Raw genomic sequence first — 23389 nt, 5'->3', positions numbered from 1 at the left:
TGCACAGTTGATGAACCTACAGTAGTGCGCCGACGGGCGGCGGGCGACGAAATAGGGATGGGCTCGCCGGGATTGTTGAAAAGTTGTTACTTTTGGGTAGCTCCGGCGGCGACGTCCCGGTGGCGCCTGGCAGCCAAGGTCGCCGCCTTCGCCATCACGCGGACGCCCACGCCGATGGCGTGCTCGTCCGGGATGTAGTCGCCGCGATGCAGATCAAAGGTTTCGCCCCCGGGGGTTCGGGTCCCCAGCCGCATCATGGCGCCGGGAACTTCCTGCGTCATCCAGGCAAAGTCCTCGCCGCCCATCGACTGCGGGGTCAACGTCACTGCGTCCTCGCCCAGCTCGCTCCGCGCCGCGGCTTCAATCAGCGTGGTCTCCCGCTCGGTGTTGATGACCGGAGGGACGCCGCGGATGTGTTCCAGCTTCACGTCCACGCCGAACGGGGCCGCCACCTGGTTCACCACCTCATCCACCAGTTCCCCAGCTGCCTGCCATGCTTCGCCGTCCAGGCAGCGCATGGTGCCGGCCATGTAGCCGACTGCCGGAATGGCGTTGGGGGCTGCCCCGGCCTGGATCTGGCCCCAGACCAGCGAGACCGCACTGCGAACGTCGATCCGCCGGTTGATGACGGCCGGAACGCTGACGGCAATTTCGGCCAGCGCGAACACCAGGTCCTCGGTCAGATGGGGGCGCGAGGTATGCCCGCCGCGGCCGTTGAGCTGAATCCGAATGGTGTCGGAGGCGGAGGTGATGGCGCCAATCCGGGTGCCGACCAATCCGACGTCGATCCGCGGGTCGCAATGCAGCGCCAGGATGCGGGGCAGGCCGTTCAGGACGCCCTGCTCAATGACGGCCAGCGCGCCGCCGGGCATGGTTTCCTCGGCCGGCTGGAAAATCACCCGGACGCGGGCGGGCAACTCGCCTTCTACGTCGAGTTTGCGCAGGACCAGGGCCACGCCGAGCATCACCGTGGTGTGGATATCGTGTCCGCAGGCGTGGCTGATGCCGGTATTGACCGAGGCGTAGTCCAGGCCGGTTTCCTCCAGGATCGGCAGCGCGTCAATGTCCGCGCGCAGGCCGATGGCCAGCGGCCCTTCGCCAATATCCACGAACAGCCCGGTACCGTCCAGCAGTTGCGGTTCCAGACCCGCGGCAGTCAACCGCGCCGCGAGCTTCTCCGTGGTGAGGAATTCCTTGTGCGACAACTCGGGATGCTGGTGCAGGTCCCGCCGGAAGTGCCTCAGTTCATCCAGCAGTGGCGATGCCCAGACGCCGATATTGAGATTGGCCGTCGGAGTTTCTGAAATCTTCTGCACACTTGCACTCTAGCGACTTGCGCGCCCGCCCACTGAGGATGTGCGCCGGACACTGGCGATTCTTCGTAACTTTCGCAGGCTGCCCCGCGCCCGTTCCGTTACAGGACGTCGGTATCGCCGCTGGCTTTGAGGTGTTCCACTGCCGACTTCACCTTCTGCGCGTGTTCCTTGGTGGTCACCAGCAGCGCATCCGGGGTGTCGACCACGACGACGTCGTCGATGCCGATCAGCGCAATCACCCGCTTGGTATCGGACACCACGACGCCGGTGGCGGACTCCGCGAAGACCCGCGCCCCCTCGCCGAGCACCGTCAGCCCGGATGTTTCGCTGGCGGTGTTCAGCCGCCCGATGGCGGCGAAGTCACCCACGTCGTCCCAGGAGAAAGTTCCGGGGATCATCGCCACGTCGCCCGCGGCCGCCGCAGGCTCGGCCACCGCGTAGTCGATGGCGGTCTTGGGCAGGCCGGGCCACACCCTGCGCATCACCGCGCCGCGCTCTGGGGTGTCCCAGGCCTGGGCAATCTCCGTCAAGCCGGCAAAAAGTTCGGGTTCGTTGGTCTCCAGGTGCTTGAGCAGCACGTCCACCGGCGCCACGAACATGCCCGCGTTCCACGAATACTCCCCGGTGGCCAGGTAGCCGCGCGCCACCTGCTCGTCTGGCTTCTCCACGAACTCGGCCACCGCATGGGCGTTCGGAGCGCCGGGCACCTGCAACGCCCCGGCTGAGCGGATGTAACCGAATCCGGTGGCCGGGTGGGTCGGGGTGATCCCAATCGTGACAATGTAACCTTCGGCCGCGGTGTGCACTGCCTCGCGTACCGCCTGCTGGAAGTCTTCCACCGGGGTGATCACCTGGTCGGCGGCGAACGAGCCCATGATGATCCGCGGATCGCGGCGGTGCAGGATCGCGGCAGCCAGGCCGATGGCAGCCGCCGAGTCCTTCGGTTCCGGCTCCAGCACCAGATTGGAGTCCTCCAGCTCCGGCAACTGTGCGCAGACCGCCTGGCGGTGCAGCTTGCCGGTGACTACCAGCGTCCGCCCGTGGCACAACGGCTCCAACCGCGCATAGGTAGCCCGGATCAGTGTTGATCCGGAACCGGTCAGATCATGCAGGAATTTCGGTGCGGCCGCCCGAGAGAGCGGCCACAGCCGCGTCCCGGTACCGCCGGCCGGGATCACCGCATAGAAACGATCCAGCACGGCATCATCAGCCGCAACCCGGCCAGCTCTTTGAGTCTTCACTCTCTCCACGGTAATCCCCCGAAATGGCGGGCGCCTCCAACCCGGGGCTGATTTCCGCCGCGGTGGGCGGTGGATGAGCACCGGCCGGATCCGAAATCCCTAATTAGGGCATGTTTTAGTTGCGTATAAGGGCCGGAAATCCGCGGAATGCCGCGGCGAGGCCGACATTTCACGTTTTGCTGTTAAAAAGGTCACACCGGCCGGTTCCTAAATTGAATAAGCCCTCAGCGAAGCCTAGATTAGTGTTGAGCTACAGAGCGCTCTCGCACCGGCGTCAACTCTTGCGTGGAAGCCACGCTGCGCCTCTGCGATGCAGGGAGGGTAATTCAGTGTCGAAGACACCAGCAGGGACCTTATACCGCGGCCGTGAAGGCATGTGGTCTTGGGTAGGACACCGCATCACGGGCGTCTCAATCTTTTTCTTTCTCTTGGTACACGTACTTGACACCGCGTTGGTCCGGGTGTCGCCCGGCGCCTATGACGCTGTCATGGCCACGTACAAGAACCCGATCATGGCCGTCTTGGAAGCCGGGCTCGTAGCAGCCATCGTCTTCCACGCCTTCAACGGGCTGCGGATCATCCTTATTGATTTCTGGAAGAAGGGCCCGAAGAACCAGGCCAAGCTTCTGTGGGGCGTCGTGGGCCTCGCGGTCATCGTCATGATTCCGTTCCTCATCCGCCACCTCACGCTCGCTTTCACGTTCGCCTTCAACGGGGGTCACTAACTCATGTCGGTCAACTCTGAAATCCAGGCCCCCCGCAGCGCGCGCATTGCTCCCGAGTACACCCGCAACAAGGGGCGCAAGGGCAACTTCGAGATGTACGCCTGGCTGTTCATGCGGCTCTCCGGCCTCATCTTGGTTGTACTCGTTTTCGGCCACTTGTTCGTCAACCTGATGCTCGGCGACGGCGTCCACGCCATTAACTTCGGCTTCGTGGCCGGCAAATGGGCCGACCCGTTCTGGCAGGTCTGGGACCTGGCCATGCTGTGGCTGGCCATGCTGCACGGCACCAACGGCGTCCGCACCATCATTGAGGACTACGCGGAGAAGGACAGCACCCGCTTCTGGTTCAAGATGGTGCTGTACGTGGCCTCGGCCGTCATCATCGTGCTCGGCACCCTGGTGATCTTCACCTTTGATCCGTGCCCGGCCAACGCCAGCGCCGAGCTGCTGCCGTCCTTCTGCCCGGCACCGTAACCGGGCCCGCGTAGAACGCGGTCCCGCTGCCTCGCCGCGGGTTGTCAGCGGCGACAAACTTCAGTTCAACAGAAAGAGCATCCAGTATGCAGGTCCATAAGTACGACGTCGTCATTGTCGGTGCAGGTGGCGCCGGAATGCGCGCGGCGATCGAATCCGGCCAGCGCGCGCACACGGCAGTACTGACCAAGCTGTACCCCACGCGTTCCCACACCGGCGCGGCCCAGGGCGGCATGTGTGCCGCACTGGCCAACGTCGAAGAGGACAACTGGGAGTGGCACACCTTTGACACCGTCAAGGGCGGCGACTATCTGGTGGACCAGGACGCCGCCGAAGTCATGGCCAAGGAAGCCATCGACGCCGTGCTGGACCTGGAGAAGATGGGCCTGCCGTTCAACCGCACGCCCGAAGGCAAGATTGACCAGCGCCGCTTCGGCGGGCACACCCGCGACCACGGCAAGGCGCCTGTGCGCCGCGCCTGCTACGCCGCGGACCGTACCGGCCACATGATCTTGCAGACCCTGTACCAAAACTGCGTCAAGCACAACGTGGAGTTCTACAACGAGTACTACGTGCTGGACCTGCTGATGGTGGAGGAAGACGCCGTCCGCGAAGACGGCACGCCGTACAAGCAGAAGCGCGCAGCCGGCGTCGTCAGCTATGACCTGGCCTCCGGCGAGATCCACGTCTTCCAGGCAAAGTCGATAATCTTCGCCTCCGGCGGCGTGGGCAAGGTCTTCAAGACCACGTCCAACGCACACACCCTCACCGGTGACGGCATGGGCATCGCCTTCCGCCGCGGCCTGCCGCTGGAGGACATGGAGTTTGTCCAGTTCCACCCGACCGGCCTGGCCGGCCTGGGCATCCTGCTCTCCGAGGCCGCACGCGGCGAAGGCGGAATCCTCCGCAACGCGGATGGCGAACGCTTCATGGAGCGCTATGCCCCCACCATCAAGGACCTGGCACCGCGCGACATCGTGGCCCGTTCCATGGCTCTTGAAGTCCGCGAAGGCCGCGGCTGCGGTCCGAACAAGGACTACGTGCTGCTGGACTTGACCCACCTGGAACCGGCACACATCGACGCCAAGCTGCCGGACATCACCGAGTTTGCCCGCACGTACCTCGGCGTCGAGCCCTACACCGAGCCAGTGCCGGTCTTCCCCACCGCGCACTACGCCATGGGCGGCATTCCGACCAACATCAAGGGCGAAGTCCTGCAGGACAACGACACGGTGGTTCCCGGCTTGTACGCCGCCGGCGAGGTTGCCTGTGTCTCCGTGCACGGCTCCAACCGCTTGGGCACCAACTCCCTGCTGGACATCAACGTCTTTGGCAAGCGCTCAGGCATCAACGCCGCCGAGTACGCCAAGACCGCCGACTTCGTCGAGCTGCCGGAGAACGCCGAAACGTACACGGTCGAGATGATCGAGACCGTGCGCACCGCCAACGGCACGGAGCGGGTGGCCCAGATCCGCAAGGAACTGCAGGACACCATGGACGCCAACGTGCAGGTGTTCCGCGACGAGGCATCGCTGACCGAGGCACTGAACGTGATCGCATCGCTGCGTGAGCGCTACAAGAACATCAGTGTCCAGGACAAGGGCAAGCGCTTCAACCTGGACCTGCTGGAGGCCGTGGAACTCGGCTTCCTGCTGGATATGGCCCAGGTGATGACCGTGGCGGCACTGCACCGCACGGAGTCCCGCGGCGGCCACTTCCGTGAGGACTTCCCGGAGCGCGACGATGAGAACTTCATGTTGCACTCCATGTCCTACCTGGATCCCGAAGCTGTCACCGATCAGACAGCCGGCATCCGCATGGATACCAAACCCGTGGTATTCACGCGCTACGAACCGATGGTGAGGAAGTACTAATGACCACCCCGACCGAAATTCCTGAAGGCCCCTCAAAGGTCGAGTTGGCTCCCGGTGTCGGCGGCGGCGGGGAAATCCCCAGCTTCGACATCACCCTGAAGGTTCGCCGCTACGATCCCGAGGTTTCCGAGGAAGCCCGCTGGGACGAATTCAAGCTCACCATGTACGGGACCGACCGTGTCCTCGATGCCCTGCACAAGGTCAAGTGGGAGCACGACGGTTCGGTTTCCTTCCGCCGCTCCTGCGCACACGGCGTCTGCGGTTCCGATGCGATGCGCATCAACGGCCGCAACCGCCTGGCCTGCAAGACCCTGCTGAAGGACCTGGATACGTCCAAGCCCATCCTGGTGGAGCCGATCAAGGGCCTGCCGGTGGAGAAGGACCTGATCGTGGACATGGAGCCGTTCTTCCAGTCCTACCGCGAGATCATGCCCTTCCTGATCAACGGCGGCCATGAGCCGACCCGCGAGCGGCTGCAGTCGCAGGAGGACCGCGAGCGGTTCGACGACACCACCAAGTGCATCCTCTGCGCAGCCTGCACTTCCTCGTGCCCGGTGTTCTGGACCGACGGCCAGTACTTCGGCCCGGCCGCGATCGTGAACGCACACCGCTTCATCTTCGACTCGCGCGATGATGCCGGCGACATGCGCCTGGAGATCCTCAACGACAAGGAAGGCGTGTGGCGCTGCCGCACCACCTTCAACTGCACCGAGGCATGCCCGCGCGGCATCCAGGTGACCAAGGCCATCGCCGAGGTCAAGCAGGCCGTCCTGAGCCGCTCCATCTAGCGTCGTAGGACAGTCCGACCGGGATTCCCGGGGAGACTGCAGCCGGTGGCGCCGATTCCGCAAAGGAATCGGCGCCACCGGCGTTTAAGGCTTGCGCGGTACGAGTCCGATGCCGCTCGAACGTGCCTGCTGGTAGCGGGGCCGCGGTCAGACGATGGCGGCCCCGTTGTTCCGCCGGCTCCCCTTCCTCAGCTTCCGGCTGCGCAGGCGCCACGCTCGCCGCCGCAACGAGCGGTTGCCCGGGCCGCCGGCCAGCGCATGCCTGGCCACCGCGTCCGCCTTACCGATGGCACCCCACGCAGTGGCCACCATGTAGAGCTGGCTGAGCAGGTAGAACCAGACGAACAGGCCAAGAACGACGGCGAACGGGGCCAGCAGCCGGTTGTTGCCTACATTGGCCAAGAGCACCGAGGAGAAGTACCTGAGCACGGTACTGCCGGCGCCGGCGATCAGGGCGCACTGCAACATGATCGGGCGCGGCATCCGGATGCCCGACGCGACGCGGAACAGGATCACTGCCACCGCCATGTCCAGCAGCAGCATGATCACAATGCCGCCGATGCGTGTCAGCGGAACTGCAGCACCGCCGTCGAAGTGAAGCCAATCGACGATCAGGCCCAGGGCCGTATTGGCAATGACGGCGAGGGCCGACGTCAGGATCAGCGCCACGGCCAGGATCAGCAGCGTTCCCAAGTCCTTGAGCTTGACCAGGACGATGTTGGTTTTCAGCGGCGGCAGGTCGAAGATGCCGCGCATTCCCGTGCGCAGCCCGGCGATCCACCCGAGCGAGGTCCAGATCAACACCGCCGTCGAAATGACCAAGCTGACGCCGAAGGCCCCGCCCTGCGAGAACAGCTGCTCCGGGGTGACCAGTCCCCCACCCTTTTCACCGGTGGTGTTGATCAGTCCCGGCGTGGTCTCATCGACCACCCGGATGATGGCCAGCTGCAATTCACGGTTGCCGGATACCACCAGGCCGAGAATGGAGAACCCGGCAAGCAGCATCGCCGCCACGGAGAAGAACAAGTTGTAGGCGCAGCCGGCGGCCAATAGCGGCCCATGCCTTAGTCCGTAGAGATTGAAGACCCGCATCAGACGCCAGGAGTTCAGTTGCGCCAGCCGGTACTGGGCGCTGGCCAGCAGGCCCTTCCACCGGCCGCCTTCGCGCCTGGCGCGGCCCGCGTCCCGCCGCAGCCTTAACGCGGCAAGGACCATTTGCTGCCGTTGCAGCGGGTCCGGCCTTCCCTCAGCCTTCTCCTGCGGATTCGGCGCCAAAGGTCAACTCTTCCCGTAGTTTCCACACACCCGTCGCATCGTGCTCGTAGAGGCCCATGCTACTGACGAGGAAGGCGGCGTCATAACCGGCGAGCTTGCTCTCGGCCGAATCCATGCTGGCTTCGCTGACATCGTGGGCCACCGTCACATGCGGGTGGAAGCCGAACTCCAGTTCGCGCTCCAGCGGCCCCGACTGCAGCTTCCGGTGCAGTTCAACGCAGTCGTCGAAACCGTCCCGTATGCCCAGATACACCACGGGCGAGACCGGACGGAAGCTGCCGGTTCCGCACATGGCCAACCTGAAGGGGGCCTGCTGGCGGGCGACCGAGCGGACGTGGTCGGTGGCCTCGTCCCAGTCGTGCACCGGGGTGGTGGTGATCAGCGTGATGTGCGGCGGTATCACCGCGGCCAGCGGGTCACCGAAGGACGCCCGCCAGCCGCGCAACTCGCTGGCCATGGGCTCGGGGATCCCGATGACCACTCCCACGCTCCCGACCGCGGGCCGGGCACCCGGGCCAGAACCGCCGTCGTGCTCCACACGGGCGATGCTGTCCTGGTCCTGCTGGCTCATGGCTAGCGTCCGCCTCCGGCGGGTAGGAAGCCTACTTTGCTGTACACATCAGCGAGTGTAGCCGATGCGATTGAACGGGCTTTCTGGGCCCCGCGGGCCAGCAGCCGGTCGAGTTCGGCCGGGTCGTTCAGCAGTTCCTGGGCGCGGGCCTGCACCGGCGCAAGCGTCTCGACCACGACGTCGGCCAAATCCACCTTCAGGTGCCCGTACATCTTGCCCTGGTACTCCTGCTCCAGTTGGGCGACGCTCTTGCCGGTGAGCGTGGAGTAGATGGTCAGCAGGTTGGAGATGCCCGGCTTGGCCTCGCGGTCGAAGCGGATCTCGGTGCCGTCGTCGGTGACGGCCGACTTGATCTTCTTGGCAGCCTGCTTGGGGTTGTCCAGGATGTTGATCAGGCCGGCGGGCGATTCCGCCGACTTGGACATCTTTGCGGTGGGGTGCTGCAGATCGTAGATCTTCGCCCCCTCCTTGGGGATGACAGCTTCCGGCACCACGAACGTCTCGCCGAAACGGTGGTTGAACCGCTGGGCCAGGTTCCGCGCCAGTTCCAAGTGCTGGCGCTGGTCCTCCCCCACCGGCACCCCGTACGGGCGGTAGAGCAGGATGTCCGCTGCCATCAGCACCGGGTAGGCGAAAAGGCCCACGGTGGCGGCGTCGGTGCCGTTCTTCTGGGTCTTGTCCTTGAACTGGGTCATCCGGGACGCCTCGCCGAAGCCGGTCACGCAGTTGAGCACCCAGGCCAGCTCGGCATGCTCGGGGACGTGCGACTGGACGAACAGCGCGGTGCGCTCAATGTCGATGCCGCCGGCAATGTACTGCGCGCAGGTGACCCGGGTGCGCTGGGCCAGGTCCTTCGGATCGTAGTCCACCGTAATGGCGTGAAGGTCCGGGATGAAGAAGAAGGTTTCGTACTCGTCCTGCAGTTTCACCCAGTTGACCAGCGCACCCAGATAGTTGCCCAGATGCAGCGAGTCGGCCGACGGTTGCATGCCGGAGAGCAGCCGGGGGCGGACAGCCCGGGGAGGCGCCGCCTGGCCGTTGTCCGCCATCGCGGTGTGGGTCGGTTCTGTGGTTCCTGTGCTCATCGGGATGCTTTCTAGAACTGGTAGTCGACGACCAGCGGGGCATGGTCGCTGAAGCGGGCGTCGTAGGTGGCAGCGCGGTCGACCACGGCCGCGGTGGCCAGGTTGGCCAGCGAGGGGGTGGCCACCTGGTAGTCAATCCGCCAGCCGGAATCGTTGTCGAAGGCCTGGCCGCGCCAGGACCACCAGGTGTACGGGCCGCTGACGTCGCCGGCCAGCGAGCGGTGCACGTCGCGCCAGCCGATCTCCTCACCGAAGAACCGGTCGAAGTAGGCCCGCTCCTCGGGCAGGAATCCGGCCCGCTTGACGTTGCCCTTCCAGTTCTTGATGTCCAGTTCGGTGTGCCCCACGTTCAGGTCGCCGACCACCAGGGCGTAGTCCCGCTCGGCCTTCAGCTGCGGCAGCCGGTGGGTCATGGTGTCCAGGAAGCGGTACTTGTCCACCTGCTTGGGGGTGTCCACCTCGCCCGAATGGACGTAGGCGCTGACCACAGTCAGCGTCTTCTCGCCGTCGATGCCCTCGACGGCGAAGTCGGCCTCCACCCACCGGCCGGAGGACAGAAAGTACTCGTCGCCAATGTGGCTGCGGGTGGCCGTCGGCGCAACACGGGAGGCGATGGCGACGCCGGCGCGGCCCTTGGCTTCCGCTTCGGCGTGCAGGATGTGCCAGTCGCTGCCCAGCAACTCATGCACGATGGCGTCGGGCGCCCGCACTTCCTGCAGGCAGAGGATGTCCACGTCCCGGGCGGCCAGCCAATCGGCCATGCCGCGCTTGTAAGCGGCGCGGATGCCGTTGACGTTGACGCTGGCAATCCGCAGCGTCTTGCCGGCTTGAATCAGTCCGGCTGCTGCGTCGCGGGAAGTGGTCGATGCGGTGGAAACGGTTGCCAAAGTCACCCGACTACCTTACCCAACCCTTTCGTTCAGCTGACAACCGTGCCGCTGACCGTGCCACCGTCCTCTTCCTTGTGGATCATGCCGCGGCCGTTGTGGGCGGTGATCTCCACCGTTTCCAAGGCGCGGTCCACCATGCCCTCGTCCTTGCCGCGGTAGTCGCGGATCACCTTGGCCTGGACCTGGATGATCTTGAAGCTGTGGTCCAGCTTTTCGTCCCGCACGGCGTTGGCGCGCGAGATTTCTTCATCGATGACGGCGGTGCCGCCACCGGGAGCAGGGTTCACGCGGCCGGCGTAGTCCGCCTGCACGCTGGCCAGCTTCTCCTTGGCCTTGCGGGTGGCGCCGCGGACGCTGAAGACCACAAACGCGGCCAGGACCAGCCAAGCCAGCGAGACGGCGACGACGATCCAGCCGATGACATCGTTTTCGTTGGCGGCGAAGACGACCGCCACCAGGAAGACCAGCACCAGCACGGCCAGGCTGATGTTGCCGGCTTTGAGCGGCATCTGCCGGGCGGCGGACGAAACAGAAGAAGACTCGGGGCCAAGAGATCGCATGGGCCTATTCTCTCAAATCCGCGCGCCCGCGTGCGCCGACTCCGCCCACAGCGTGACGCGCCGGCTGCCACATGCCGCCCGGGTGCCTGCTCCCGCCCCTCTCAGTTCAGGAAGAGCTTGCGCAGGCGTCCGGTGCTCAGGATCAGTCCCAGCACGATCATGACCAGGAAATACAGCAGATGGATCAGGATGGCGCCGGTGAAGATGCCGGCACTGAGCTGGCGCAGCATTTCCACTCCGTGCCAGAGCGGCAGGGCCTGGATCAGCCACTGGATCGGTTCGGGGTAGACGCTGAGCGGATAGAACGTCGCGGAGAACAGGAACATCGGCAGCATGATGAAGGTGATCCAGTCCATCTGCTGGAAGGTCTTCATATAGCTGGTGATCGCCATGCCGAACGACGCGAAGCCGAAAGCCACCACCACGGCGGCGGGAATCATCAACAGCGCCCACGGGGAGGTGATCAAGCCCATTGCGCCCATCACCGCGGTGAATCCTGTGGCATAGAGCGCACCGCGCAACAGGGCCAGCAGGATCTCGCCCAGCGCCACGTCCAGCGGCCCCAGCGAGGTGTACAGCATCCCCTCGTAGAGCTTGGCGAAATGCAGCTTGAAAAAGACGTTCCAAGTGGAGTCGTACACGGCACCGTTCATCGCAGAGACGGCCAGCAGTGCCGGGGCGATGTAGTTCGCATAGCCGATTTCCGCCCCGCCGGGGCCGGTGACGGTGCCGATCAGCGAACCTAGGCCAATGCCCATGGCCACCAGGTACAGGACCGGCTCCACGAAGCCGCTGACCATGATGGCCCAGTTGGTGCCCCAGGTGGCCTTCACGCCACGGGAGAAGACCGCGCGGACATTGCCCGCGTAGAGCGAGCCGAGCGGACGGCGGGACGGTTCCAGCCGCAGCGGCTGCGAAGCGATGTGCTGGCTCATTTGCCCAGCCTCCTGATGTAGACGCGGCGCGCGAAGATCCAGCCCACCACGCAGAGGACGGCCAGGTAGGCCACGTGCAGAACGGTCAGCCAAACGGGTTCCGCGTAGCCGTAGCTGAGCACCCTGCCAAGCTCCGTGGAGTGCCACAGCGGGGAAATCCAGCCGATCCAACGGACCAGCAGCGGCATCGCCTCCAACGGAAAGAAGGTGCCGGAGAAGAGGAACAGCGGCATCACGATGAACCGCTGCACCAGGGCGAACTGGCCGCGATCCTCTTCGATGCTGGCCGAGTACGCCATCAGCGGCAGTCCGAAGGACATCCCGGCCAACGCCGCGGTAAAGATCATCACCCAGCCGGTCGGTTCAGCCACCGCACCGAACAGGACCAGGCACAGAAAGTAGAGCCCGGTGGTCAGCAGCAACCGGGCCAACACCCCCATGGAATGCCCGTTGACCAGTTGCTGGCTCTGCAACGGAGAGGCGTTCGGGCCGTAGTAGGTCTTGCGCCATTTGAAGCCGGAGATGACCGAGTAGGTGTTCTCTTCGCTGGCCACCATGATCGCGGCGGTGGCCAGCAGCGCCGGGGCCACGAACACCAGGTACGGCACCGCCTGGCCGTTGCCGGCGTCGAGCGACACGTTGGTATTGGCGTCCACGAGCGTGGCCAGCCCCACGCCCATCGCGAAAAGGTAGACCAGCGGCGTGCCGACAGCCGTCATCAGCACCGTCCAGCCGTAGCCGCGCAACTGCCGCAGCCAGTGCTCCATGTAGTAGAAGGACCCGAAATTGCGGGCCCGTTCGGCCGACTGCAGCGGTGAGAGCGGCGAGCGCAGACCGGTCACGGGACGGGTGAGGGCGTCGACTTCGCGCAGGGTCAGCTGCGCCTGGACGCGGGCTTCCACCGACCCTGCGGCGGCAGCGGGATCGGGTTCGGGCGCCACCGTTTGGCCGGCGGCGGCAGACTCGGCCGAGGCTAGCGAGGCTGCTTCCGCCTCCTGCCCGCCGGGTACCTGCGAAGGCTGTTGCTCAGTCAATGAGGCTCCTGCCGGTCAGCCGGAGGAAGACATCCTCCAGGCTGGAGCGCCGCACCAGCGAGGTGATCGGGCGAAGCCCGCGGTTCGACACCTGCTCAAGCGCCGCCTCGCCGTCGTCGGCATAAATGAGAATTCGGTCGGGCAGCGTTTCAAGCCGCTCCCCGATGCCTCCCAGCTCCGGCGCCACGGTGGTATTCCGCTCGGAACCGAACCGAAGTTCCAGCACCTCGCGGGTGGAATGCTCGCGGATCAGTGCCGACGGCGAACCTTCCGCCATGATCTTGCCCTTGTCGACCACGATCAGGCGGTCACACAGCTGTTCCGCCTCATCCATGTAGTGGGTGGTCAGGATCAGGGTGACCCCCGCTTCCTTGAGCCGGAAGAGCCGGTCCCAGAGAATGTGGCGGGCCTGCGGGTCGAGGCCGGTGGTGGGCTCGTCCAGCAGCAGCACCTTCGGATCGTTCATCAGCGAACGGGCAATGGTCAGGCGCCGCTTCATGCCGCCGGAGAGGGCGTCCACCTTGGCCTTGGCCTTGTCCGTCAGCTGCGCGAATTCCAGCAGTTCGTCGGCCTTGGGCCGCAGGTAGGAGTACGGCAGCCCGAAGTAGCGGCCGTAGACGATCAGGTTGTCGCGGACCTTCAGTTCCTCGTCGAGGTTGTCCTGCTGCGGCACCACGCCCAGATGCGCCCGCACTTCCGGCCCGTGTTGGTCCGGATCGAGGCCCATGATGCTCAGCTCGCCGGAGGTCCGCTGCGAGACGCCGCCGATCATTCGCATGGTGGTGGACTTGCCCGCACCGTTCGGACCGAGCAGCCCGAAGGACTCCCCCGGCTGGACGTCGAATGAGATGCCGTCGACGGCGTTGAAATCGCCGTAGGTCTTCACCACATTCCGGGCGGTGATGACGGCGGCGGGCGCCTGCTGCGGCAGCCGGTGTGAAAGAGATGTTTGAGGCACTGCTATAGCCTAGATCACATCACTGATTGAGGAAAGCCAATCGGGGTCATGTCAGCTCCATAGGGCCACGTGCACTTTGGAGCCGCGCCGGGCCAGGCCGCGGGGCCCTCCCGGCGCCACCATGGCCGCGGTGGCCTGCGCTGTGCCGGCGATGCGCTGCAGCGTCCGGGCAGCGGCCGTGGCCCGGCCATGGTCCAGAGTGCTGGCCCACCACAGTCCGGGCAGCGGGGTGCCCGCTGCGGGCAGCCGTGCCAGCAGGCCGCCGGCCAGTTCCGGCCGGACGATGTGTTCGAGCGCCAGCATGATGCCCTCGCCGGACCGGACGGCGGCCAAGGCGCTGGTCTCGCTGGACATCTCGATGGTCTCCGGCGGCCCGGAGAGGGGTCCCAGCCAGCGCTGCAGGTCCAGTCCATCCAGGCCGGCCGGCCCGGTGAACCAGCGATGGTCCGGCAACTGCTCGGCCAGGGGCGTTCCCTCCAACCGGGCCACCGGGTGGTCGGGCGACGACACCAGCACACGCTGGTAGCGCAGGAACGGAACCACCTCCAGCGCGGGGTGCTGCGGCGGCTGCGGCCGGGATCCCAAAGCTATGTCGTAGGCGTGGTTGGCCAGCAAGGCCGCCATATCCGCGGCCGGTTCCACCACCACGTCCACCCTGGCCCCGGGCACCCGCTTGGTGTAGTAATCCACCAGCCGGCCGGCTGCGTGCTCGGCAAAATCCGCTGTGGCCAGTACCCGCAGGCTGCCGGACGCGGCCTCGGCCTGGGCCACCTCGCGGCGCACGTGATCGGCCAGCCCCACGATTTCCTGGGCATGAGCCGCGAGCGCGCGGCCACCAGGTGTCAAGGCGATGCCGCCGCCGGCCCGGACGAACAGCGGATCGCCCAGATCCTGGCGCAGCGCGGCCAACGCGGCTGAGACCGCCGGCTCGCTGACCTCCAACTCCGCGGCAGCGGCCCGCAGCGAACCCAGCCGTGCCACCAAGGCAAAGGCCTTGAGCTGGTTCAAAGTCATGGACATCGCAGGTCATAACCTTTCGCTTATGAGGATCTTGACACCCCTTGGGGCAAGGAGCAACATGTGCCTCATGGGGGGCCCTCAACGGTGAGGGTGACGTGTCTTTGAGGGGTAGACCATGCAGATTCCTGCTCCATTCGACTATGTGCGCGCCAGCGACGTGGACGACGCGCTGGCGCTGCTCGAACGGCACGGGCCGGAGTCCCGGCTGGTGGCCGGCGGGCACAGCCTGCTGCCGATGATGAAACTCCGGCTGGCCCGGCCTGAGTGGCTGATCGACATCAACGGCTTGGCCGAACTGGACTTCATGATGCGCGAAGGCAACGTGTTCAGGGTCGGAGCCCTGACCCGCCACACCTCGCTCCTTGAGTCACCCGAGGTCGCCCGCTTGTTCCCGATCGTGACCGATGCCGAGCGGGTGATTGCCGATCCGGTGGTGCGCAACCGGGGCACCATCGGCGGATCGCTCTGCCAGGCGGACCCGGCCGAAGATCTCTCCACCGTCTGCGATGTACTCCGCGCCGAGGCGGTGATCCGCGGTCCGGCCGGCGAGCGCGTCGTCTCCATGGATGAGTTCCACCGCGGCCCGTACGAGACCGCCGTGAGTCAGAACGAACTCCTGTTCGAACTCCGTTTCCCCATCCGCGCCAGATCAAGCAGTGCCTACGAAAAGGTCGAGCGCCGGGTGGGCGACTGGGCCACCGCCTCGGCCGGGGCCGCAGTGTCGCTGGCAGCCGACGGCACCATCGACGAGTCCTCGGTGGGGCTCACCGCGGTGGGCTTGGACGGCACGGTGGACGGGATCGGCGACCTGCTGGCCGGCCGGCGGCCGGACGACGACCTCTTCGCCGAGGCGGGCCGGATTGCCGCCGCCGCGTGCGAGCCGGTCGCCGACCAGCGCGGCGGAGTCGAGTACAAGCGGCATCTGGCCGACGAGCTGACCCGCCGGGTGCTTCGCCGCGCCTGCGCGCGCGCATCGGAAGAACAGGAAGGCTGAACCATGCAGATCAGCATGAGCGTCAACGGCAACGAAGTGACCCGCGACATCGAACCGCGCGTGCTCCTGGTCCATTTCATCCGCGAAGAACTCGGCCTGACCGGAACCCATTGGGGCTGCGACACCAGTAACTGCGGCACCTGCGTGGTGTTGATGGACGGGCAGCCGGTGAAGTCCTGCACCGTGCTGGCGGCGATGGCGGACGGGCATGAGATCCGTACCGTGGAAGGGCTCGCCAGCGACGGCGGCCTGGATCCGGTCCAGCAAGGATTCATGGAGGAGCACGGGCTGCAGTGCGGCTTCTGCACCCCCGGAATGATGCTCACCGCCCGCGCCCTGCTGGATAAGAACCCGTATCCGGACGACGGCGAAATCCGGCAGGCGATCTCCGGCCAGATCTGCCGCTGCACCGGCTACGCCACCATCGTCCGCTCAATCCAATGGGCAGCGGATCATCCAGGCGGCAAGGCTGCCGCGGTGGACGCAGCTGGTCCCAGTGAAACTGAAGAGGTGACGGCATGACCACCATCCAGGAGCGGCTGGCGTCCCAGGGCCCGTCAGACGGTGCCCGGCCGGGCAATCCGGCCGCGGGCGACAAGGACCGGCCGATCGGATTCGGCCGCATCCAGCGGAAGGAAGACCCGCGGTTCATCCGCGGCAAGGGCCGCTACGTCGACGACATTGTGCTGCCGGGCATGCTGCACGGCGCCATCCTGCGCGCCCCGGTGGCGCACGCCCGGCTGGTCTCGATGGACACGTCCGAGGCGCTGGCACACCCGAAGGTCAAGGCAGTCATTACCGGCAAGGATCTGGAGGCCCTGAATCTCGCCTGGGCGCCCACACTGTCCGCGGACGTGCAGGCCGTGCTGGTGACGGACAAGGTCCGGTTCCAGGGCCAGGAAGTCGCGTTCGTGGTCGCCGAGGACCGCTACGCCGCCCGTGACGCGCTGGAACTGATCGACGTCGAATATGACATCCTGCCGCCGGTCATCGACGCCCGGAAAGCGCTCGACGCCGATGCGCCCGTCATCCGCGACGATCTGGCCGGCCGCACCGACAACCACATTTTCGATTGGGAGATCGGCGATGCGGACGAGACCGAGGCAGTGTTCGCCGCGGCCGACGTCGTCGTCGCCCAGGACATGGTCTACCCGCGGGTTCATCCGGCCCCGATGGAAACCTGCGGGGCGGTGGCGGATTTCGATCCGATCGACGGCGGCCTGACCCTGTACGAGACCACCCAGGCGCCGCATGCGCACCGCACCCTGTATGCGATGGTGGCCGGCATTCCCGAGCACAAGATCCGCGTGGTATCGCCGGACATCGGCGGCGGGTTCGGCAACAAGGTGGGCATCTATCCGGGCTACGTCCTCGCCGTCGTCGGGTCCATCGTGACCGGCAAACCGGTCAAGTGGGTGGAGGACCGCTCGGAGAACCTGATGTCAACCTCCTTCGCGCGGGACTACCTGATGCGCGGGGAAATTGCCGCCACCAGGGACGGCAAGATCCTGGCGCTGCGGACCAATGTGCTGGCCGACCACGGCGCGTTCAACGCCACCGCCCAGCCCACCAAGACCCCGGCCGGCTTCTTCAGCATCTTCACCGGCAGCTACGACCTGCAGGCGGCGTACTGCAAGGTCACTGGCGTCTACACCAACAAGGCACCGGGCGGCGTCGCCTACGCCTGTTCCTTCCGGGTCACCGAGGCCGCGTACCTGGTGGAACGCATGGTGGACGTGCTGGCCCGCAAACTGAAGATGGATCCGGCCGAACTGCGGCTGAAAAACTTCATCCGGCCCGAGCAGTTCCCCTACGCCAACAAGACCGGCTGGGAGTACGACTCGGGAAATTACGAACCGGCCATGCGGCTGTCCATGAAGCTTGCCGGCTACGAGGATCTGCGCCGCGAGCAGGCCGAGAAGCGCGAGCGCGGCGAACTGATGGGCATCGGAATCTCCTTCTTCACCGAGACCGTCGGTGCCGGCCCGCGCAAGCACTTCGACATTGTTGGCCTGGGCATGGCCGACGGCGCCGAACTGCGGGTCCACCCCACCGGCAAGGCGGTGGTCCGGCTGTCGGTGCAATCGCAGGGGCAAGGCCACGAGACCACCTTCGCGCAGATCGTGGCCGAGGAGCTGGGCATCCCGCCGGAGGACATCGATGTGGTGCATGGCGACACCGACCAGACGCCGTTTGGCCTGGGCACTTACGGCAGCCGCTCCACGCCGGTGAGCGGCGGTGCGGTGGCGCTGGTGGCCCGCAAAGTCAGGGACAAGGCGAAGTTGATCGCGGCAGCGATGCTCGAAACCCGTCCCGAGGACCTGGAATGGGAGAAGGGCCGCTGGTTTGTGAAGGGCGACCCCGGCGCGGGCAAGACGATGGCGGAAATCGCCCTGGGCGCCCACGGCACGGTGGCCCTGCCCGAAGGAATCGACGGCAACCTAGACGCAGTGGTTACGTACGATCCGCCGAACCTGACTTTTCCGTTCGGCGCCTACATCTGCGTGGTCGATGTGGACCCCGGCACCGGCCACGTGAAAGTCCGCCGCTTCATTGCGGTCGACGACTGTGGCACCCGGATCAACCCGATGATCATTGAGGGACAGATCCACGGTGGCCTGACCGACGGCGTCGGGATGGCGCTGATGGAAATCATCGAATTCGACGAGGACGGCAACTGCCTGGGCGGCTCCTTCATGGACTATCTGATCCCGACGGCGATGGAGGTTCCGGACTGGGAGACCGGTTTCACGGTCACGCCGTCGCCGCACCATCCCATCGGTGCGAAGGGCATCGGCGAATCCGCCACGGTAGGGTCGCCGCCGGCCATCGTCAACGCCGTCGTCGATGCGCTGGCGCCGTTTGGCATCACGCATATGGACATGCCGTGCACCCCCGCCCGCGTCTGGGAGGCCATGCAGGGCCGGCCGAGACCCCCGGTGTGACATGCCGCAGCGTGAGATGACCCTGGCCGCTAGGGCGGAGGAACTGAGCAGGCGGCGGGAACCTTTCGTCCGTGCCACCGTGGTCCGCGCCCAGCATCCGACCAGCGCCCGCGCGGGCGATACCGCGCTGGTGCTGGCCGGTGGCACCATCGAGGGGTTCGTGGGCGGGAACTGCGTGGAAGCTTCCGTGCGCGACTACGGCCTGCGGACCTTGGCCTCCGGCGAGCCGCTGCTGCTGCGGGTGATGCCGGGCGAGCCGGTCCGGAACCAGGAGGAGGGTGCGGTCACCGTGGCGAATCCATGCCTGAGCGGCGGCTCGGTGGAAATCTTCCTGCAGCCGCAGCTGCCGGCACCACGGATAGTGGTGGTCGGCGCCAGCCCGATAGCGCAGGCACTGGCCGCCCTGGGGTCGGTGCTGGGCTACGAGCCGGAGCTGGTGTCCGGCAGCGCGGCGGAACCCCGGCCGGATGATGCGGCGCTCATCGTCGCCTCGCACGGCCGGGAGGAAGAAGCTGCCCTCACCGCGGCGCTGAAGGCCTCCGTCCCCTACGTGGCGCTGGTGGCCAGCGAACGCCGCGGCAACGACGTGCTCGCATCGCTGGACGTGGACGAGGAACTTCGGTCCCGGGTGCACTGCCCGGCCGGGCTGGCGCTGGGCGCCCGCACACCGGAAGAAACGGCCCTGGCCATCCTGGCGGAACTGGTCTCCGAACGTTCTGAGGCGGCCGCCGACGTGCGGCCGACAACCGTGCCGGACGGCGCCACGCCCACGGCAGCGGCGGACGGCGACGAGCTGGCGTCGGATTCTGGCCCTGCGGAACCTGGTCCGGGGGAATCTGGCCCTGCGGAACCTGGTCCGGGGAAATCTGGCTCGGCGGAGCCAGCCACCGCGCTGGACCCGGTCTGCGGCATGACGGTTCCGGCCATACACGCCACCCTGCATGTGGAACACGCCGGCAGCACCGTTTACTTCTGCTCCGCCGGCTGCCGGGCCACATTCCTCAAGGATCCGGAGCACTATGCCGTCATCTCCTGAACACCGGAACGCCGCCCTGGTGCTCGCCGCCGGAGGATCCCGCAGGCTCGGCAGGCCCAAGCAGCTGCTGCCATACGGCAACGGCGTGCTGCTCGATGCCGTGCTCGGAACAGCCCGCGAGGCAGGATTCGACCAGATCGTCCTGGCGCTGGGCGGAGCCGCCGAGGCGGTTCGCCGGTCCGTGGATACCAGCGGCTGCGACGTGGTGGACAACCAGGCCTACGCCGACGGCTGCTCGTCCTCGATTGCGGCGGCCATCCCGGCATTGCACCCGCAGACCGAAGCCGTGGTGCTGTTGCTGGGCGACCAGCCAGGAGTAACAGCGGCCACGGTGCACACACTGCTGGCCGCCCGGGGCGACGCGCCGCTGGCGGTGTGCCAGTATGACGACGGCGTGGGCCATCCGTTCGCGTTCCACCGCTCGCTGTTCCCGCTGCTGGCCCGGCTGCACGGCGACAAGGCGGTGTGGAAGCTGCTGGAGCAACGGGCCGCCGACGTCGTCGAGGTCGCCATCCCTGGTCCCATCCCGTTGGACGTGGACACCGAGGACGATTACCGGCAGCTCCTGGCAGCGCTGCGGAGCATGCGATGACGTCGGCGGCGCGGACGGACGCGCAGGACGGCAGCCAGGCGGACGTGCGGGACCGCGTTCCTGACGTGGAAGCGCTGATCGCGGCGCTGGACGCGGTGGACTACGTGGCCGATACCGGCCTGGCCACCGCCCTGTTCTTGGCCCTGCGGCTCCCGCAGCCGATCCTGCTCGAAGGCGAAGCCGGGGTGGGCAAGACCGAAGCCGCCAAGGCGCTGGCCCAGGTGCTGGACACTCCCCTGTACCGGCTGCAGTGCTACGAGGGCATCGACGCCGGCGAGGCGTTGTACGAGTGGAACCACCAGCGCCAACTGCTGGGCATCCGGCTGGCAGAAGTACAGCACAGTGAACTGGCCGAAACAGACCTCTTCGCCGAGAAATACCTGCTGCGCCGCCCGCTGCTGCAGGCCATCGAGCACCCGGGACCGCGCCCGGCCGTACTGCTGTTGGACGAGATCGACCGCGCGGATGCCGAGTTTGAAGCGTTCACCTTCGAGCTGCTCGCCGAAGCGGCTGTCAGCGTCCCCGAACTTGGGACCATCCGCGCCGCGCATCCGCCGATCATCGTGCTGACCTCCAACCGGACCCGCGACCTGCATGACGCGCTTACCCGCCGCTGCCTGTACCACTGGATCGACTATCCGGCCCCGGAAAGGATCGCCGAGATTGTGCGGCGCCGGGTCCCGTCCAGCACCGAATCCATCGCGCTGCAGGCGGCCGCTGCCATCGCACGGCTGCGGACCCTGGACATGGTCAAGCCTCCGGGCATCGCCGAGGCCATCGATTGGGTGTCAGCGCTCAGCCTGCTGGGGGCGGATCGGCTGGACGCGGCGAGCGCCGAACGGACCTGGGGCTCGGTGCTCAAGAACCGGGATGATCTTGAGCTCATCGCCGCCCGGGGCGGCGCGTGGTTGGTGGGCAGCCATGACTGAGCGTGGCATCAGCGGCGTGGTGCATCCCGCGGACATGGCGGCTTTTTGTGCAGGCCTCACGTCGGCGCTGCGCCGCGCCGGGATGCCCACCTCGCCGGACCGCGCCGGCCGGCTGGCCGAAGCGCTGCGTCTGCTGCCGCCGGCCGATCGGACCACGTTGTACTGGGCCTGCCGTGTGGTGCTGGTCTCCGACCGCGAGCAGCTGCCGGTTTTCGACGCCGTGTTCGCGGTGCTCTTCGGCGGCGCCGCCGGCCTGATACCGGATCCGGCTGAACACCGCGGCGATCCGAACCACCCGCCGTGGTCGGGCCAAGGCGCCACGGAGCGGCCCACCGGCACCGACAGCCCGTCCGACCACCGACCGGCGCCCGACGCGGCCCTCCCACCGGGCATGTTCCCGGGCAGGGACGGTGCCGGTTCCGGTGAGGGGCAGCTGCGCGAATCGGTGCTGTTGATGGCGTCGGGGCAGGAGCGGCTGCACCAAACGTCCTTTGCGGAGCTGACCGAGGAAGAGACCGCCGTCGTGCGGCAACTGGTCCGCCGGATAGTGCTCTCCACTCCTGTCCGGGACAGCCGGCGGACCCGCCGATCGGCCCGCAGCAGTTCCCGGCTGGATATCCGCCGCACCGCCCGGACCGCCCGCCGCAACGGCCCCGATGCCACCCGCTTGGTCTTTGCGCAGCGGCGGCCCAAGCCCCGCCGGCTGGTGCTGCTCTGCGATGTCTCCGGTTCCATGGAGTCCTACACGCGGGTCTTCCTCTCGCTGCTGCAGGGCGCGGCGGCGGGAGCCCGGGCGGAAGCCTTCGTCTTTTCCACCCGCCTGACCCGGCTCACCCGGCAGCTGGCTGTGCGCGACCCGGACACCGCGCTGGCCCGCGCCGCCGTCGAGGTCCGTGACTGGGCCGGCGGCACGCGTCTTGCCGAAAGCCTGCACCGGTTCATCGACGACTACGGCCGCCAAGGCATGGCCCGCGGCGCCGTGGTGGTGGTCATGTCTGACGGCTGGGCGCAAGACGATCCCGCCCAGGTCGCCGCGCAGATGCAGCGGCTGCGCCGGCTGGCGTATCGAATCATCTGGATCAATCCCCGTAAGGTGGCGGTAGATTACCAACCGCTGGCGGGCGGCATGGCGGCCGCCCTGCCTTACTGCGACGCGTTCGTCAGCGGCCACAGCTACACCGCCTTGTCGGAGGTGGCCGCGGTCATCCGCTCCGACCGCAGCCAGGGCCCCGGCCCCCGGGCCACCAACCAGTTCACCAGGCAAAGGACACGGTAATGCAGCTTGAGCGCACGTTCTCCGTCACCGCACCGATCGGGACGGTTTGGGAAACCCTGATGGACTTCGAACGGGTGGCCGGCTGCATCCCCGGAGCGCAGATTCTGGAAAAGACCTCCGAGGACGAGTACCAGGTGGCCATGAAGGTGAAGCTGGGGCCGGTGACCATGCAGTACAAGGGCACCTTGCATGTGGTGGAGCGCGACGCCGACGCCCGGCGGGCAACGCTGCAGGGGAAAGCGCGCGAGGCACGGGGACAGGGCGCCGCAGAGGCGACGGTGACCATGCAGCTGTCCGAATCCGGAACTGCCACCGAGGCCAGCGTCAACGCCGACCTGACGTTGTCCGGCAAGGCGGCGGCCATGGGCAAGAGCGTGATCGGCAGCGTCACCGACCAGATGCTGGCCGTATTCACCAAGAACCTGCAGGAAATGATCAAGACGCAGGACACCAAGACGCCCGACGCCGGTGCCGAGGCGGCGCCCGCTTCGGCCGAACCGGCGTCCGCCGCATCCCCATCCGCCACATCGTCATCTGCCACGTCTGCGGTCAAGGAGTCTGCGCCCAGGGAGTCTGCACCCTCGGCCCCGCCGCCGGCTGCCGGGACACAGCGCGGGTCCGCGGCCGAGACGCAGCCGGCCGCACCACCGTCGTCCTCCTCCCCCGCCCCTGCATCGGCGTCGGCCGGACGGCAGGGCGAGAGCAGCCTGGACGGGCTCGCCATGGCCAGGCAAGTGCTCGCGGACCAGCTGCGCAGCCCCGGCAAGGTGCTGGGCCTGGTGTTGGTTGCGGCGGCGTTGGCTCACCTTGCCGGCCGCCGGTCGGGGCGCCGGCAAGCGGTGGCATTGCTGCGGTCCGGAGGCGTGTAACC

At 66.9% G+C, this 23389-nt stretch carries 23 protein-coding genes; 12 read left to right on the top strand and 11 right to left on the bottom strand.

The window, feature by feature from the left end; all coding sequences use genetic code 11:
• Positions 1 to 86: 86 nt before the first annotated feature.
• Together ACWF5H_RS10330 and ACWF5H_RS10325 are read right to left on the bottom strand one after the other, a co-directional pair.
• On the bottom strand, positions 87 to 1316 hold the full coding sequence (locus ACWF5H_RS10330) for an amidohydrolase (RefSeq protein ID WP_452036646.1): 1230 nt from the start codon (positions 1314 to 1316) through the stop codon (positions 87 to 89).
• Positions 1317 to 1414: 98 nt separating this feature from the next.
• A complete protein-coding gene (locus ACWF5H_RS10325) occupies positions 1415 to 2515 on the bottom strand; it encodes a mannose-1-phosphate guanylyltransferase (protein WP_452036645.1) in 1101 nt (366 codons plus the stop codon).
• 371 nt (positions 2516 to 2886) lie between these two features.
• On the opposite strand from ACWF5H_RS10325, the gene sdhC reads away from it, so the two are divergent.
• From sdhC to ACWF5H_RS10305, 4 genes are all read left to right on the top strand, one after another.
• On the top strand, positions 2887 to 3282 hold the full coding sequence (sdhC, locus tag ACWF5H_RS10320) for a succinate dehydrogenase, cytochrome b556 subunit (RefSeq protein ID WP_136784374.1): 396 nt from the start codon (positions 2887 to 2889) through the stop codon (positions 3280 to 3282).
• Positions 3283 to 3285: 3 nt separating this feature from the next.
• Positions 3286 to 3756 carry a succinate dehydrogenase hydrophobic membrane anchor subunit gene (locus ACWF5H_RS10315; RefSeq protein ID WP_364646844.1) on the top strand — a complete coding sequence of 157 codons (471 nt, stop codon included), beginning with the start codon at positions 3286 to 3288 and terminating at the stop codon, positions 3754 to 3756.
• 86 nt (positions 3757 to 3842) lie between these two features.
• Complete coding sequence (gene sdhA, locus ACWF5H_RS10310; protein WP_452036644.1) at positions 3843 to 5630, top strand: succinate dehydrogenase flavoprotein subunit; 1788 nt, start codon at positions 3843 to 3845, stop codon at positions 5628 to 5630.
• A complete protein-coding gene (locus tag ACWF5H_RS10305) occupies positions 5630 to 6418 on the top strand; it encodes a succinate dehydrogenase iron-sulfur subunit (protein WP_364646838.1) in 789 nt (262 codons plus the stop codon). The genes sdhA and ACWF5H_RS10305 overlap by 1 nt, the downstream gene beginning before the upstream one ends.
• Before the next feature lie 147 nt (positions 6419 to 6565).
• On the opposite strand, the gene ACWF5H_RS10300 is transcribed toward ACWF5H_RS10305, so the two are convergent.
• The 9 genes from ACWF5H_RS10300 to ACWF5H_RS10260 form a co-directional block, all read right to left on the bottom strand.
• Positions 6566 to 7693, bottom strand: a complete 1128-nt coding sequence (locus ACWF5H_RS10300; RefSeq protein ID WP_452036642.1) for a YihY/virulence factor BrkB family protein — start codon at positions 7691 to 7693, stop codon at positions 6566 to 6568.
• Positions 7665 to 8264, bottom strand: a complete 600-nt coding sequence (locus tag ACWF5H_RS10295; protein ID WP_364646832.1) for a 2'-5' RNA ligase family protein — start codon at positions 8262 to 8264, stop codon at positions 7665 to 7667. The genes ACWF5H_RS10300 and ACWF5H_RS10295 overlap by 29 nt, the downstream gene beginning before the upstream one ends.
• 2 nt (positions 8265 to 8266) lie before the next feature.
• The gene (trpS, locus tag ACWF5H_RS10290) at positions 8267 to 9313 is read right to left on the bottom strand and encodes a tryptophan--tRNA ligase (protein WP_452036736.1); all 1047 of its coding nucleotides are present in this window, start codon (positions 9311 to 9313) and stop codon (positions 8267 to 8269) included.
• 47 nt (positions 9314 to 9360) lie between these two features.
• On the bottom strand, positions 9361 to 10185 hold the full coding sequence (locus tag ACWF5H_RS10285; RefSeq protein ID WP_452036735.1) for an exodeoxyribonuclease III: 825 nt from the start codon (positions 10183 to 10185) through the stop codon (positions 9361 to 9363).
• An 83-nt stretch (positions 10186 to 10268) separates the two neighbouring features.
• Positions 10269 to 10799, bottom strand: a complete 531-nt coding sequence (locus ACWF5H_RS10280) for a hypothetical protein (protein ID WP_364646829.1) — start codon at positions 10797 to 10799, stop codon at positions 10269 to 10271.
• A gap of 101 nt (positions 10800 to 10900) precedes the next feature.
• Entirely contained in the window at positions 10901 to 11734 is an 834-nt protein-coding gene (locus tag ACWF5H_RS10275) for an ABC transporter permease (RefSeq protein WP_452036640.1), read from the bottom strand.
• On the bottom strand, positions 11731 to 12612 hold the full coding sequence (locus tag ACWF5H_RS10270) for an ABC transporter permease (RefSeq protein ID WP_452036733.1): 882 nt from the start codon (positions 12610 to 12612) through the stop codon (positions 11731 to 11733). The genes ACWF5H_RS10275 and ACWF5H_RS10270 overlap by 4 nt, the downstream gene beginning before the upstream one ends.
• Before the next feature lie 148 nt (positions 12613 to 12760).
• Positions 12761 to 13726: an ABC transporter ATP-binding protein gene (locus ACWF5H_RS10265; RefSeq protein WP_241913355.1), complete on the bottom strand. Its 966-nt coding sequence runs from the start codon at positions 13724 to 13726 to the stop codon at positions 12761 to 12763.
• 51 nt (positions 13727 to 13777) lie between these two features.
• Positions 13778 to 14746 carry a LysR family transcriptional regulator gene (locus ACWF5H_RS10260; RefSeq protein ID WP_452036638.1) on the bottom strand — a complete coding sequence of 323 codons (969 nt, stop codon included), beginning with the start codon at positions 14744 to 14746 and terminating at the stop codon, positions 13778 to 13780.
• A 115-nt stretch (positions 14747 to 14861) separates the two neighbouring features.
• Here ACWF5H_RS10260 and ACWF5H_RS10255 point away from each other — a divergent pair, with 115 nt between their 5' ends.
• The 8 genes from ACWF5H_RS10255 to ACWF5H_RS10220 are packed head-to-tail and all read left to right on the top strand — an operon-like array spanning position 14862 to position 23387.
• Positions 14862 to 15740: an FAD binding domain-containing protein gene (locus ACWF5H_RS10255; RefSeq protein WP_452036636.1), complete on the top strand. Its 879-nt coding sequence runs from the start codon at positions 14862 to 14864 to the stop codon at positions 15738 to 15740.
• Between the two features lie 3 nt (positions 15741 to 15743).
• Positions 15744 to 16262 (top strand): (2Fe-2S)-binding protein, encoded by a 519-nt coding sequence (locus tag ACWF5H_RS10250; protein ID WP_452036634.1) that lies wholly within the window; start codon positions 15744 to 15746, stop codon positions 16260 to 16262.
• Positions 16259 to 18685: an aerobic carbon-monoxide dehydrogenase large subunit gene (locus ACWF5H_RS10245; protein WP_452036632.1), complete on the top strand. Its 2427-nt coding sequence runs from the start codon at positions 16259 to 16261 to the stop codon at positions 18683 to 18685. The genes ACWF5H_RS10250 and ACWF5H_RS10245 overlap by 4 nt, the downstream gene beginning before the upstream one ends.
• 1 nt (position 18686) lies before the next feature.
• Positions 18687 to 19721, top strand: a complete 1035-nt coding sequence (locus tag ACWF5H_RS10240) for an XdhC family protein (RefSeq protein ID WP_452036630.1) — start codon at positions 18687 to 18689, stop codon at positions 19719 to 19721.
• On the top strand, positions 19705 to 20313 hold the full coding sequence (locus tag ACWF5H_RS10235) for a nucleotidyltransferase family protein (RefSeq protein WP_452036629.1): 609 nt from the start codon (positions 19705 to 19707) through the stop codon (positions 20311 to 20313). The genes ACWF5H_RS10240 and ACWF5H_RS10235 overlap by 17 nt, the downstream gene beginning before the upstream one ends.
• Entirely contained in the window at positions 20310 to 21242 is a 933-nt protein-coding gene (locus ACWF5H_RS10230; RefSeq protein ID WP_452036627.1) for an AAA family ATPase, read from the top strand. The genes ACWF5H_RS10235 and ACWF5H_RS10230 overlap by 4 nt, the downstream gene beginning before the upstream one ends.
• Positions 21235 to 22518 carry a vWA domain-containing protein gene (locus ACWF5H_RS10225; protein WP_452036625.1) on the top strand — a complete coding sequence of 428 codons (1284 nt, stop codon included), beginning with the start codon at positions 21235 to 21237 and terminating at the stop codon, positions 22516 to 22518. Before ACWF5H_RS10230 ends, ACWF5H_RS10225 begins: the two co-directional genes overlap by 8 nt.
• Complete coding sequence (locus ACWF5H_RS10220; RefSeq protein ID WP_452036623.1) at positions 22518 to 23387, top strand: SRPBCC family protein; 870 nt, start codon at positions 22518 to 22520, stop codon at positions 23385 to 23387. Before ACWF5H_RS10225 ends, ACWF5H_RS10220 begins: the two co-directional genes overlap by 1 nt.
• The last annotated feature ends 2 nt before the right edge of the window (positions 23388 to 23389 follow it).

Source organism: Arthrobacter sp. NPDC055138 (genome assembly GCF_053607305.1).
The sequence above is the reverse complement of the archived record's forward strand: the minus strand, read 5'-3'. Positions and strand labels throughout refer to the sequence as shown.

Bases quoted from the DNA above. Each gene is read 5' to 3' on its own strand.
- ACWF5H_RS10220 (WP_452036623.1), top strand. From the start codon at position 22,518: ATGCAGCTTGAGCGCACGTTCTCCGTCACCGCACCGATCGGGACGGTT.
- sdhA (WP_452036644.1), top strand. From the start codon at position 3,843: ATGCAGGTCCATAAGTACGACGTCGTCATTGTCGGTGCAGGTGGCGCC.
- ACWF5H_RS10245 (WP_452036632.1), top strand. From the start codon at position 16,259: ATGACCACCATCCAGGAGCGGCTGGCGTCCCAGGGCCCGTCAGACGGT.
- ACWF5H_RS10275 (WP_452036640.1), bottom strand. From the start codon at position 11,734: ATGAGCCAGCACATCGCTTCGCAGCCGCTGCGGCTGGAACCGTCCCGC.
- ACWF5H_RS10255 (WP_452036636.1), top strand. From the start codon at position 14,862: ATGCAGATTCCTGCTCCATTCGACTATGTGCGCGCCAGCGACGTGGAC.
- ACWF5H_RS10260 (WP_452036638.1), bottom strand. From the start codon at position 14,746: ATGTCCATGACTTTGAACCAGCTCAAGGCCTTTGCCTTGGTGGCACGG.
- ACWF5H_RS10240 (WP_452036630.1), top strand. From the start codon at position 18,687: ATGCCGCAGCGTGAGATGACCCTGGCCGCTAGGGCGGAGGAACTGAGC.
- ACWF5H_RS10250 (WP_452036634.1), top strand. From the start codon at position 15,744: ATGCAGATCAGCATGAGCGTCAACGGCAACGAAGTGACCCGCGACATC.
- ACWF5H_RS10235 (WP_452036629.1), top strand. From the start codon at position 19,705: ATGCCGTCATCTCCTGAACACCGGAACGCCGCCCTGGTGCTCGCCGCC.
- ACWF5H_RS10305 (WP_364646838.1), top strand. From the start codon at position 5,630: ATGACCACCCCGACCGAAATTCCTGAAGGCCCCTCAAAGGTCGAGTTG.
- ACWF5H_RS10280 (WP_364646829.1), bottom strand. From the start codon at position 10,799: ATGCGATCTCTTGGCCCCGAGTCTTCTTCTGTTTCGTCCGCCGCCCGG.
- trpS (WP_452036736.1), bottom strand. From the start codon at position 9,313: ATGGCGGACAACGGCCAGGCGGCGCCTCCCCGGGCTGTCCGCCCCCGG.
- ACWF5H_RS10230 (WP_452036627.1), top strand. From the start codon at position 20,310: ATGACGTCGGCGGCGCGGACGGACGCGCAGGACGGCAGCCAGGCGGAC.
- ACWF5H_RS10295 (WP_364646832.1), bottom strand. From the start codon at position 8,264: ATGAGCCAGCAGGACCAGGACAGCATCGCCCGTGTGGAGCACGACGGC.
- ACWF5H_RS10315 (WP_364646844.1), top strand. From the start codon at position 3,286: ATGTCGGTCAACTCTGAAATCCAGGCCCCCCGCAGCGCGCGCATTGCT.
- ACWF5H_RS10225 (WP_452036625.1), top strand. From the start codon at position 21,235: ATGACTGAGCGTGGCATCAGCGGCGTGGTGCATCCCGCGGACATGGCG.